Below are 13,306 nucleotides of genomic sequence, written 5' to 3'. Positions count from 1 at the left end.
CGAAAAAAGCCGCTGGAAAATTTCCAGCGGCTTTTTTATTGACTTAATTTTGAACTCAAGACCGATAACTCGAGAATCTAAAATTATTTACCTGTCCATTTTTTGAACACCGCTTTTTGTGCCGGCGTTGCATTCTGATTAATGGTAGCTTTTAAACGTACGCTAGGGTTTTCTTTCAAAGTAAGTGAAATCTCTTTCTCCAAACCATCACGTTTAATTTTAAGTTTCAATACATCGCCGATATTTTTTCCTGAAACAACAGGTAAGGTTTCTAATGATAACATTGGGCTTTTTAGTCTGATATTGGCCAAAGCATCGTTCACCGAAATATTGTCTAACGAAATGATTTCATCATTAACATTCAAACCAGCAACCCATGCAGCAGAATTTCTAGTAATTGAAGAAACTGAAATCGTACCATTATTGGTTAACTGGCCTGCGGCACCGCTTACTGGTTTATTAGGCGTTGCATTTTCAGTAGTCATATCAACTCCGGCGTAACCTAAATATTTCACATATTCCGCATCATCTACACCATTAACATATTTAGCCCAAAAATTGGTAAAACTAATACCCGAAATTTTTTCGACCATTGCTTTAAATTCAGCATCGGTATAACCACGTTTTAGAGTTTTGCATTGTAAATACATGGCTTTCATTACATCATCTAAACTTTTGGCACCCTTTGTTGCATTGATAATTTCCAAATCCATCAATATTCCGATTACTTCACCTTTACTGTAATAAGAAATGGAATTATTTTTGGAGTTTTCGTTCGGACGGTAACCAATAATCCAGGCATCGTAACTAGAAGCAGCAGCTGATTGATATTTTGCTCCAGGCGTATTAATCACCGTACCGATGGCGCCAGCAAGATCGTTCACAAAAGTAGCATCATCATTAAAACCCGCTCTGTGCATGTATTTATTTTCATAGTATGAAGTAAATCCTTCAGCCACCCAAAGGTTGGTGGTATAGTTTTCGTTATCGTAATCAAACGGACCTAAAGCAACCGGGCGTAAACGCTTAACGTTCCATAAATGGTGATACTCATGGGCAACCAAAGCTAAAAAGCCTTTGTAACCTGCTTCGGTGTTGTAAGCATTTCGCGTAGCACCTAAAGTAGTAGAGTTTAAATGCTCTAAACCGCCGCCGCCTCTTAAAAAGTTGTGAACGATGAATGTATAATGTTTGTTAGGATTTTCGCCATAAACCGCAGTAATTTCTTCTACAATTTTAGCCATATCCACTTTCAATTTCTCTTTATCATAATTACCGCCGCCATACATCGCAACCTCATGACGAACGCCAGCTGCATTAAATTCGAAAATGTCCTGGTTACCTACCTCTATCGGGCTATCGTATAAAATATCGAAATCGCTTGCACGGTAAGTAAACTGCTGGCCAGCAACCGGCTCTAAACCTGTAGAAACTTTACTCCAGGTATTGAATGGAACAATTTTCACTGTACTTGGTGATTTAATCATTCCATCAGGATGCATAAAAATTCCTGTTGATGATAGAAAGGCATGAGATTCATCAATGAAAGGCGTACGTACCGAAATTTCGAAAGCGTAAACACGGTAGTTAATTTTTATCTCAGCAGCTTTAGCAGAAAATATTCTCCAGGTATTTTTTCTCACTTTTTCAACACGGGCCTGCTTACCTCCAGCCGTTGCCTTAAACTCTTCTACACTTTTCTCAAACTCGCGAACAAGATAAGAACCTGGAGTCCACACTGGCATTTTTACATCAACATAATCTTTTGCCAAACCAGAAATATTCATCTGAACTTCAGCATAATGTGCTTGTGGCTCTTTAAAAGAAACCTCAAAAGCAATTTTTACTTGTGCATTTGCTGCCATAAAACATGTTAGTATTAAAACTAAACTTAAAATTGATTTTTTGATTAACATATTGGGGTATTTTGTCAGCAAAAATATGGTAATTGATGAAGTTTTTGAATTTTAAACGAAAATTAGATCGAGCCGAGGCATATAAAACTCCGAAGTCAGCCGTGATAAGTCTTTAGATATAATCTATAAACCATAGCCTTTGTAATGAAAGTTGATTTAAAAAGTATGGCAACTTATTCAAAAAGGCATTTTATTAAATTAACAATCCATACTTTGAATTATAGACTAAGACCTTAGAATTAACTTGGTAACATCCTTAATACAACAAATTTAGGACTAAACTATTTGAATATTTTTACACTCTTATTCTTACGTTAATTCAATTTTAACGTTCAGATAAGCAAGACACAAATATAAACATGAAGAAAAGGTATATTTTTTATGCTGTTTTTGCTATTGGCTTGGCCTATTTAGTATACTACAGAATTAACGCAAACAAAAAACTAGAAGGTAAAGGCGGGGCTGCTGGTGCTTCTGCTAAAGGTGGGGCTGGCAAAGGTGGAGCTGCAGGCGCACCCATGGTAGTTGATGGCATTGTGGTAAAACCAACATCATTTAATAACGACCTGGAAGTAACCGGAGCCATTGAAGCCAATGAATCTGTAGTGCTCAAAAGTGAGGTTGCCGGTTTGGTAACTGGAATTTATTTTAAGGAAGGAACTAATGTAGCTAAAGGCTCAGTATTAGTTAAAATTAACGACAGAGATATTCAGGCACAATTACAAGAAGCCTTAACCAAACAAAAACTATCTGGCACTACCGAAAACAGGTCGAAACAATTGCTGGAAAAAGGCGCAATCAGTCAGGAGGAGTACGATATTTCACTTGCCGATTTGAGATCGCTACAATCGCAAACCCAATTAATCAGGGCGCAATTGGCCAAAACAACTATCCGTGCTCCATTTTCGGGCAGAATTGGTTTAAGAAGTATTTCTGCAGGAACCTATTTAACACCTTCTACAGTCATCGCAAACCTGGTAAACACCAATCCGGTTAAAGTTACGTTTTCGGTGCCTGAAAAATATGCAGGGCAGATTAACCTGGGCTCATCAATCGCATTTACAACCGATGGATCTTCAAAACAAAATACAGGGAAAGTATATGCCATAGAACCGGGAATAAATACAGCCACCAGAACATTGCAAATTAGGGCATTGGCGCCTAATGCAGATAACAGCTTGTTACCAGGCTCATTTGCCAAGATAAAGCTTGCGTTAAACACCCTTCAAAATGCCATCCTTATTCCTAACCAGGCCATTATTCCGGTTTTGAAAGGCAAAATCGTTTACATCAAGAAAAACGGAAAAGCCCAGGAAGTAAAGGTAGAAGCTGGAACCCGGACAGATGAAAACATTGTAATAACTTCTGGTCTAAAAGCTGGCGATACGGTTTTAACTACTGGCTCAATGGCCTTGAAAAAAGATGCTCCTGTGAAAGTAAATCTGGTTAAAGAATAATTATGAGTATCTCTACAACGAGCATAAAAAGGCCTGTTCTTGCCATTGTAATGAACCTGCTGATTGTCCTTTTCGGGATAATTGGTTATACATTTCTGGGCGTAAGGGAATTTCCTTCTATCGATCCGACCGTGGTTTCGGTGCGAACCTCGTACCCTGGAGCAAACTCTGATATCATTGAATCGCAGATTACGGAGCCGCTGGAAAAATCGATCAACTCAATTGATGGGATTCGGAATATTTCTTCCTCCAGTAACCAGGGAACAAGTAACATTACAGTAGAATTTAACCTTGATAAAAATATTGAGGAAGCGACAAATGATGTTCGCGATAAGGTTTCTCAGGCAGCAAGAAATTTACCCCGCGATATTGATGGTTTGCCCATTGTAAGCAAAGCTGATGCAAACTCTGATCCTATCCTTTCGATGACGATCCAGAGCGATAAACGCAATACCTTGCAGCTTAGTGATTTTGCGGAAAATGTGATTGCCGATCGGATCCAAACCATCCCTGGCGTAAGTAGTGTACAAATTCAGGGGCAACGGAAATATTCCATGCGGATTTGGATGGATCCAAATAAGTTAAGTGCCTATGGACTCACCTCTCAAGATATTGTTACAGCACTAGATAATGAAAACGTAGAGCTTCCTTCAGGAAAAATTACAGGCGAAACAACCGAACTTACCGTGAAAACTTTGGGTAAACTGGTTAACGAAGAACAGTTCAATAATCTTATTCTTAAATCAGACAGCAACCAGGTTGTTAAACTGAAGGATGTTGGTTATGCAACTTTGGGCTCAGAAAATGAAGAAACAGTGTTACGTGAATCTGGGAAGCCAATGGTTGCCGTAGCTATCATTCCTCAACCTGGAGCCAATTATCTCGATATTAGTAAAGAATTTTATAATCGTTTTGATAAATTAAAGGCAGATATGCCTGATGATATCAAGCTGAATGTTTCGCTGGATAATACCTTATTTATTAAAAGGTCGGTAACAGAGGTGGCTGAAACCATTGGCCTATCCTTAGTTTTAGTAATCTTAATTATTTATCTTTTCTTCAGAGATTGGGGAATTGCTTTCAGACCGCTCATTGATATACCGGTATCCTTAATTTTCACTTTTTTTGTGATGTACGCTTTCGGGTTTTCGATTAATGTTTTGAGTTTACTGGCGATTGTTTTAGCCACAGGTTTGGTGGTTGATGATGGGATTGTAGTTACTGAAAACATTTTTAAAAAGGTTGAGGAAGGGATGTCGCCATTTGAAGCTGCGATTAAAGGCTCAAATGAAATTTTCTTTGCGGTAATATCCATCTCCATCACACTTGCAGCTGTTTTCTTACCGGTAATTTTTTTACAGGGATTTGTTGGGAGATTATTTAGAGAATTTGGAGTGGTAATTGGGGCCGCGGTGTTAATTTCTGCCTTTGTATCGTTAACATTAACTCCAATGTTAAATGCCTATCTGATGAAAAAAGGTGGGCATAAACCTTCTAAATTCTATAACTGGACAGAGCCTTATTTTATTAAACTTAATGATGCTTATGCATCCAATCTGAATAAATTTTTAGATAAACGATGGCTTTCCATTCCCATTATTGTGGTATGTATGGGCTTGATTTTCTTATTTTGGAAGTTGTTGCCTAAAGAAACCGCCCCTTATGATGATCGAAGCGCCATCAATATGACTGCAACTTTGCCCGAGGGTGCATCATTTACTTCGACAGATAAATTCATCATGAAATTAAATCAAATGGTGATCGATTCCGTTTCAGAGAAGAATGTAAATATTACCATTACAGCACCTGGTTTTGGTGGTGCGGGCTCAACAAATATGGGTTTCGTGAGGATGGGTTTGGTTGACCCTGAAAAACGTGAACGTTCGCAGAAAGAAATTGCTGACATGCTCACGAAAATCACAAAAAAATATACGGAGGGTAAAGTAATTGTCAACCAGCAGCCTACAATTTCTGTGGGTAGACGAGGCGGTTTACCCATCAGTTATATCATCCAGGCGCAAAACTTCGAAAAGTTAAGAGAGAAAGTACCATTGTTTATGGAGGCTGTTGCCAAAGATCCAACTTTTACCGTATCTGATGTTAACTTAAAATTCAATAAGCCAGAAATCAACCTGACTATAGATCGTGATAAAGCGAAAAACCTTGGTGTATCAATTTCTGCCATTGCACAAACCCTAAACCTTGGTTTAAGTGGTCAAAGGTTCTCTTACTTCTTTATGAATGGCAAACAATATCAGGTAATTGGTCAGTTTGACCGGGGCGATAGGAAAGATCCTTTGGACTTAAGTTCAGTTTACGTTCGTAGTGATAAAGGCGAATTAATCCAGCTTGATAATTTGGTTACAGCAAAAGAAGAAAGCAGTCCACCGCAATTATATAGAAACAATCGTTTTATTTCTGCAACTGTTTCAGCAGGTTTAGCGCCAGGTAAAAGCATTGGCGAAGGGATAGATGCCATGGATAAAATTGCAGCCAGCGTTTTAGATGAAACTTTTTCTACCGATTTAAGCGGCGAATCAAGAGATTTTAAAGAAAGTTCTTCAAATACATTCTTCGCTTTTGGCTTGGCATTGTTGCTAGTCTATTTAATTCTATCAGCTCAATTTGAAAGTTTTAAAGATCCTATCATTATCATCTTAACTGTTCCAATGGCAGTTGCAGGGGCATTTTTATCGCTTTGGTTGTGCGGTCAAAGCTGGAATATCTTCAGCCAGATTGGAACCATTATGCTAATTGGCTTGGTAACCAAAAATGGTATTCTGATCGTGGAGTTTGCCAATCAGCTAAAAGAAAAAGGTATGGCCATACCGGAAGCCATTCGCGAAGCATCGGTTTCTCGTTTACGTCCTATTTTAATGACCAGTTTGGCCATTGCCATAGGTGCACTACCAATTGCCCTGGCTTTGGGCGCTGCAGCAAAAAGCAGAATGAGTATGGGAACCGTAATTGTTGGAGGAACTTTGTTTTCGCTGGTATTAACGCTTTTTGTAATCCCAGCCATTTACTCGTATTGGGCAAAGCCATACAATCCAAATAAACAACTAAAAGATGCTGACCGTTTTGAGCATGAAGCAACACATATAGCAGAATAAGATGAGTAAGCAACTAACCATATCCATACTTTTTCTGTGTCTATCCATTTCTGGGTTTGCACAAGAAAAACTCAGCTTGCGGGAAGCCATTACCATTGCGCTTCAAAATAATTACGACATAAAAATAAGCAAGAACGAAATAAAGATTGCGCAAAACAACGCTAACATTGGCAACGCAGGGATGCTGCCCACCATTGAGGGGGTTTACAGTAACGGTGGAAGTATTCAAAATACAAGGCAAACACCCGTAACCGGAGAAGACAGAGTGATCCGCGGAGCGAGAAGTACCAATAACAGTTATGGCGCCGATTTAAACTGGACGATCTTTGATGGCTTCACGATGTTTGCGAACTATGATCGTTTAAAAGAATTGCAGAAACAGGGAGAAATAAACACCCGGCTTACCATTCTAACCACCGTCTCCGATGTAATTACGGCTTATTATGATATCGTAAGGCAACAGCAATTACTGGTAGCCGCTGATAGTGCAATTGATGTTTCCGTGTGGCGCAGCAATATTGCTAAAACTAAATTACAACTGGGCCGAGGGTCGAAATTAGATGTGTTAACAGCCCAGGTAGATTATAATACCGACACTTCTAACTACATTCAAATTAAGAATTTTCTTCAGGTCGCTAAGGTTCGTTTAAATCAATTATTAGTTAGAGATATTAGCACTGGCTTTACAGTTGTAGACAGAATAGACGTTGATAAAGGCATTTTATTTAGCAAACAGGCAGAAATTGCGGAGCTTCAAAATCCAAACGTCCAGAATGCGTTTATCAATCAAAAAATTTCTTCATTAAACCTTAAAGCCATTAAAGGAGCCAGATACCCGGCAATTAGTTTAAACTCTGGTTACAGCAGGGCCAAAAGCACAAGTCCGACTGGATTTAACCAGCGTTTTGCGGCGAATGGATTTACCTATGGCGTAACGGCAAGTTTAAATTTATTTAACGGTTTTTTGCAGCGACAGCAAGAGCGCAATGCCAAAATTGATATTGAAAATTCATCACTTAATTTGAGTAAAACCAAGCTTGATGTAAATTCGCAACTATTAACGGCCTATCAAAATTACGCTACGTATCTCGATTTAATTAAACTGGAACAACGTAACGTAGATATTGCGAAAGAGAATTTAGATATCACCATGGCGAAATATAAATTAGGAAGTATTGCCCCGCTAGAGCTTAGAGAGGCACAACGCAATGCCATTGACGCTCAAAATCGATTTATCGAGATGCAATATCAGGCTAAAATTGCAGAAACCACGTTGAAAGAGATTAGTGGTAACATAGATTTATCCAATTAATTTTTATATTTATTCCTATGATACTTGTTGCAGATAGTGGCTCTTCGAAAACAGATTGGATGGGCTATCTTAATGGCGAAACCATAAAATTTAACACCCCCGGAATAAATCCTTACTTTTTAAGTGAGCAGGATATTAGCAAGCTCATTTCGAAAAATGAAACGGTGATGCAATATGCAGAACAGGTAAAAGAAATATACTTTTTTGGTGCAGGTTGTTCGTCGCCTGATAAGCACGAAGTGGTATCGAATGGCTTGTCGGAGATATTTAAAAATGCTTTCATTTCAGTAGATCATGATCTTTTAGGATCCGTTTATGCTACTTGCGGCAACGCAGAAGGGTTAGATTGTATTTTGGGCACTGGCTCAAACATTTGCTATTTCGACGGTAAAAAAATTCACGATGGCCATCATGGTTTAGGTTATGTTTTAGGAGATGAAGGCTCTGGAACATTTTTCGGCAAGAAAGTATTACTTGCTTATTTATACAACAAAATGCCATCTGGTTTAGCCGCAGAGTTTAAAAAAGCTTTCCCTACAGAAAAAGACCAGATTATCACTAATGTATACCAGAAAGCTTTTCCAAATATTTATTTGGCCAGCTTTAGCCGTTTTATGGCTAGTCATAAAGAACATCCTTTTATTCAGGACATTCTAAGAACAGGCTTTCAGGAATTTGTTGATACCAATATAAAAGATTATCCAAAGCATCAAGATGTTCCTTGTCATTTTGTAGGCTCTATAGCTTTTTATTATCAAGAGGAGTTGGTAGAAGTTTTGCAAGCTAACGGAATAGAACCAGGCAAAATTTTACAAAAACCAATAGAAGACTTGTTTAACTTCATTCTTCAAAAGGAAGGAATTGTACAGCAAGCTGGAGAAAGCGATAGCGTTATTTCTAAAATAAACTAAACGTTAAATTTTTTTGAAGATTTTAAACATAACAATATACATTTTGTTATAATTTTAAGGGCGCATAAATTGCTTTAAATATATGAAGAGAATATTGGTAGTTGACGATGACATTGAGGTTTTAGAAACCATACAGTTAATACTCGAAATTGGTGGCTTTAAAGTTTCGGCACTAAACGATGGCGAAGAAGTTTTTAACAGAATTGAGAGTTTCAATCCAGATTTAATTTTACTTGATATTTCTTTGGGCCATATTGATGGCAGGGTATTGTGCGAGCAATTGAAATCAATAGAAAGCACTTCGAAAATTCCAATCTTGTTGATTTCTGGTTTATATGATCAGAAAGATTTTACAACATTAAATTATGGTCAGGATGACTTTTTATCGAAACCTTTTCAAATGGATGTTTTATTAAAGAAGATTACCAAAATATTAAGCCTGGAAGAAAACGAACCAAGCTTTCTGTTGAATTAAAAAGAGAGATTTAAAAATATAAAGCCAAGGAGACAAAACTACTTGGCTTTTTTTATTGCAGCTGATGACTAAGATCCCCAGTCAGGCTGAGGATGACGATCGTTCATGAAAATCGTTTCAGGTTTCAGGCGGTGCGGTCACCGACCGATAGGATAAGGAGACAAAACTACTTGGCTTTTTTTATTGCAGCTGATGACTGAGATTCCTTGTGAAGCTGAGGATGACGACCGCTCATGAGAATCGTTTCAGGTTTCGGGCGGTGAGGACACCGACCGATAGGATAAAGCTGATGATGACGACCCTCCATAGAATCGTTGAGAAATTGGTATCCACCAATCGATAATTAACATCCCGAATGAGATTGCCGCAGCCAATGAAGAATTGGCTGCGCAATGACGACGAAAAAACGCTGTCAATTTGGCAAACAAAAGGCTTTGGAACAAGCCTTGATATGCAGGATGTAGATTAAACAATTTATTTACATATATGAGCATACAGGAAAAAGGAAATATCTCGATACATACAGAGAATATTTTCCCGATAATTAAGAAGTTTTTATACTCTGATAACGAGATTTTTCTTCGTGAGTTGGTTTCTAACGCAGTAGATGCGGTTCAGAAAATTAAAAGACTAGGTTCATTAGGTCAGTTTAACGGCGAAGTTGGTCAACCTTTGGTACAGGTTGCGGTTGATAAAGACGCAAAAACCATTACCATTAGCGACAATGGTTTGGGTATGACGGCCGAAGAAATTAAAAAATACATCAATCAAGTTGCATTTTCTGGCGCAAGTGAATTTGTAGAAAAATTTAAAGATGCTAAAGATGCAAACGAAATCATCGGAAAATTCGGGTTAGGTTTTTACTCGGCTTTCATGGTTGCTGATTTAGTTGAAATTCAAACCTTATCTTACAAGGATGGTGCAGAACCAGCTCGTTGGGTATGCGATGGAAGTACTGAATTCGAAATTACTGAAGGAACTAAAACTACCCGTGGCACTGATATCATTCTTCATGTAAATAAAGATTCTGAAGAGTTTTTAGAGGAATCGAAATTGCAGGAAATCCTTGATAAATACGCTAAATTTTTGCCTGTTCCGATCAAATTCGGCACTAAAAGCGAATCTGTTGAAGACGGTGAAGATGAAGAAGGCAAGAAAAAATATAAAGATGTAGAAGTTGATAATATCATCAATACAACTAATCCAATCTGGACAAAAGCGCCTGCAGATTTGTCAGATGAGGACTATTTAAACTTTTACCGCGAATTGTATCCATTTAGTGAAGAGCCATTATTCTGGATTCACTTAAATGTAGATTATCCATTTAATTTAACAGGCGTATTGTATTTCCCTAAGTTGAAAAACGACTTCGAAATGCAACGCAACAAAATCAAATTATACTCTCGCCAGGTATTTATTACCGATGAGGTGAAAGATATTGTTCCTGAGTTTTTAATGTTGTTACATGGTGTAATCGATTCTCCTGATATTCCATTAAATGTATCGCGTAGCTTCTTGCAAGCAGATAGCAACGTTAAAAAAATCAACAACTATATAACCAAAAAAGTTGCTGATAAATTATCGGAGCTGTTTAACAAAGACCGCAAATCGTTCGAAGATAAATGGAAAGATATCGGTTTGTTTGTTAAATATGGTATGATTAGCGAAGAGAAATTTTACGACAAAGCTAAAGATTTCGCATTGGTTGGAAATACCAAAAATGAACTATTCACTTTAAACGAGTACAAAGAAAAAGTTGCTCCGTTGCAAACTGATAAAAACGGAACAGTAGTGTATTTATATTCGAACGATGCTTCGAAACAGGATGCTTTCATTCAATCGGCCAACAAAAAAGATTATGATGTATTGGTTTTAGATTCACCAATTGATAATCACTTTATTCAGCAACTAGAGCAAAAGCTAGAAAAAACCTCTATTAAACGTGTTGATTCGAGCGTTGCTGATAAGTTAATTGAGAAAGACGAAGTTAATGAACATGTGTTAAGTGAGGATCAGGTAAAGGAAGTGACCACGATTTTTGAAAAAGCAATTACCAAACCAGGTATGCAGGTAGAAGTTGTAGCGTTAAATCCTGATGAATTACCGGTAACTATAACCATGGACGAATTTATGCGTCGGATGAAAGACATGGCTGCAATGGGCGGTGGAATGGGCTTTTATGGCCAAATGCCTGATAGCTATAAAGTGGCTATTAACGGCAACCACAAGCTGGTAAGCAAAATTTTGAAAGCAGAAGGCGAAGAGCAAAGCAATTTGGCTAAGCAAGCTGTAGATTTAGCTTTATTGGCGCAAGGCATGTTAACGGGTGCAGAATTAACAGCATTTGTGAGCAGAAGCGTTGAACTAATTTAATTTACAATAACCATTATTTAAAAGGGAGAAGCCGAAAGACTTCTCCCTTTTTTTGGGCATAAAAAAAAGCCCTGTAAAAGGACTTTAGTTCATCTAGAATTTCGGGACTCTTAGATTAAATAATATATTAACTGGCTACAGACTTTTGCTCAACGTTGAAGTAATCTTTATGTTCTTCAATTAATTTTGCAATTGTCGCCGCTTTAGTATCAGTAATTTTAAACTCAAATAATGGCTCCTGATTTTTTTTCGATTTAACCATTTTCTCAGTATAGAAGCGATAAACCAAACCATTTGTTAGCAAACCGTATTTTGCCTTAGTTTTACGGAAATACTTTGATAAACGAGAATCGTGGATATCAAGACTATCTTCATGGTGCTTGCACTCCACCAAAATAGTTGGCTCACCATCTTTCATAATAGTGTAATCTACTTTCTTACTTTTTTTAACACCAAAATCCAAAACTGCTTCAGATTGAACTTCTGAAGGATCAAATCCTAAAATTTGAATAAATGGCATTACCAATGCGTTCCTGGTTAAGTCTTCATTTTGAACTTGAGGAAGCATCTTCTTAATTCTTACTGCAAACTGACCAATTTCGTCTTTAAGTTCCATGTTGAGTATTTGTAATTTCTATGTTTTTCATTTGTGCTGTGCCAAATTCACTTACCACTATTAGCTGATCCCAGTATTGTATTGCCTGTTTTTAATTTTCTTATCCACAGGCTACACAAGCTTGGGTAGGCAGATGTAAAGGGTTAATTAATCTATTTACTTTTTAAAGGCAAATCAATTAATTATCTGTTTTTGGCAAACAGTATAAAGATTATTAAAAAGAAATGAGTACGTTATTTTTTTACATCAACCATGTGGATTATTACACGAAACCAAGTTTTTCTTGTAGTAAGAAAATGGCAACAGGCTTTTTTTTAGGCAAGAAGTAATTTGATTATATTTTTCTTTAACTTGCATTAAAATCATTCCAAACTCATATTTATCATATCATGAATCTAAAATGCGTTGTCATCGATGACGAACAACATGCGATTGAGGTACTTACGGACCATATAGCAGAAATGCCGGGACTAACAGTATTCAAGACTTTTACAAGTCCAGTTCAAGCCTTAACCGAAATTAGCATTGACGACGAGATAGATCTCCTCTTCATGGATATTGATATGCCTGGAATTAATGGCTTAGAACTCGCCAAAAATATCCGAGAGAAAGCTAAGTATTTAGTTTTCACTACCGCACATCCTGACTATGCTTTACAAGCTTTTGATGTTCAATCAGATCAATATCTATTAAAGCCGATTTCATTTGCAAAATTTGCTTTAGGTATTGATAGAATTTTGAAGAAGGAGGCAAATAATGCCAAAGCTACTTCAAAAGATGCCGAACAGGTGGCGGCACTTTATATTAAAGGCGACCACAAATATGCTTTTTCCAATATTGCTATTGATGAAATACTTTACATAAAAGCACTTCAGAATTATATTCAAATCATTACCAAGGGTGAAACGCACACCACCTACCTTACATTAAAGGAGATTGAAAAAGCTTTAGAGAACCACGCATTTATTAGAGTTAATAAATCGAATATAGTTGCTAAAGCAGCAATCAAAAAGGTAGATGGAAATATAATCCGTCTTGTAAATAATGAAATGATTCAGATTGGCGAAGGCTATAAAGAAGCTTTCTTCGCCTACGTACAAAGTAGTTTATTGAAATCGAACAGAAGTCAGTAG

The 13,306-nt window shown here is 37.3% G+C and carries 9 protein-coding genes; 7 read left to right on the top strand and 2 right to left on the bottom strand.

Annotated elements, in window-relative coordinates; all coding sequences use genetic code 11:
- Positions 1–83: 83 nt before the first annotated feature.
- Positions 84–1,865, bottom strand: coding sequence for a M61 family metallopeptidase (locus tag ACZZZK_RS16300; protein WP_463485056.1), 1,782 nt, complete (start codon positions 1,863–1,865; stop codon positions 84–86).
- A gap of 410 nt (positions 1,866–2,275) precedes the next feature.
- On the opposite strand from ACZZZK_RS16300, the gene ACZZZK_RS16295 reads away from it, so the two are divergent.
- The 6 genes from ACZZZK_RS16295 to htpG all read left to right on the top strand — a co-directional run bounded on the left by ACZZZK_RS16295 (position 2,276) and on the right by htpG (position 11,557).
- Entirely contained in the window at positions 2,276–3,373 is a 1,098-nt protein-coding gene (locus ACZZZK_RS16295; protein WP_463485055.1) for an efflux RND transporter periplasmic adaptor subunit, read from the top strand.
- Positions 3,374–3,375: 2 nt separating this feature from the next.
- Positions 3,376–6,486: an efflux RND transporter permease subunit gene (locus ACZZZK_RS16290; protein WP_463485054.1), complete on the top strand. Its 3,111-nt coding sequence runs from the start codon at positions 3,376–3,378 to the stop codon at positions 6,484–6,486.
- 1 nt (position 6,487) lies between these two features.
- Entirely contained in the window at positions 6,488–7,798 is a 1,311-nt protein-coding gene (locus ACZZZK_RS16285; protein WP_463485053.1) for a TolC family protein, read from the top strand.
- Between the two features lie 17 nt (positions 7,799–7,815).
- Positions 7,816–8,709, top strand: a complete 894-nt coding sequence (locus tag ACZZZK_RS16280; protein ID WP_463485052.1) for an N-acetylglucosamine kinase — start codon at positions 7,816–7,818, stop codon at positions 8,707–8,709.
- A gap of 82 nt (positions 8,710–8,791) precedes the next feature.
- Positions 8,792–9,184 carry a response regulator gene (locus ACZZZK_RS16275; RefSeq protein ID WP_056848422.1) on the top strand — a complete coding sequence of 131 codons (393 nt, stop codon included), beginning with the start codon at positions 8,792–8,794 and terminating at the stop codon, positions 9,182–9,184.
- Between the two features lie 486 nt (positions 9,185–9,670).
- Positions 9,671–11,557: a molecular chaperone HtpG gene (gene htpG / locus ACZZZK_RS16270; protein WP_463485051.1), complete on the top strand. Its 1,887-nt coding sequence runs from the start codon at positions 9,671–9,673 to the stop codon at positions 11,555–11,557.
- Positions 11,558–11,684: 127 nt separating this feature from the next.
- Here the strand turns inward: htpG and ACZZZK_RS16265 are convergent, their stop codons facing one another.
- The gene (locus tag ACZZZK_RS16265) at positions 11,685–12,173 is read right to left on the bottom strand and encodes a type I restriction enzyme HsdR N-terminal domain-containing protein (RefSeq protein ID WP_056848421.1); all 489 of its coding nucleotides are present in this window, start codon (positions 12,171–12,173) and stop codon (positions 11,685–11,687) included.
- Between the two features lie 389 nt (positions 12,174–12,562).
- Between ACZZZK_RS16265 and ACZZZK_RS16260 the strand changes: the two genes are divergently transcribed.
- Positions 12,563–13,306 carry a LytR/AlgR family response regulator transcription factor gene (locus ACZZZK_RS16260; protein ID WP_056848420.1) on the top strand — a complete coding sequence of 248 codons (744 nt, stop codon included), beginning with the start codon at positions 12,563–12,565 and terminating at the stop codon, positions 13,304–13,306.

Source organism: Pedobacter sp. AC163 (genome assembly GCF_979258665.1).
Note: the sequence above shows the minus strand (reverse complement) of the source record. Positions and strands in the feature narration are given on the sequence as shown.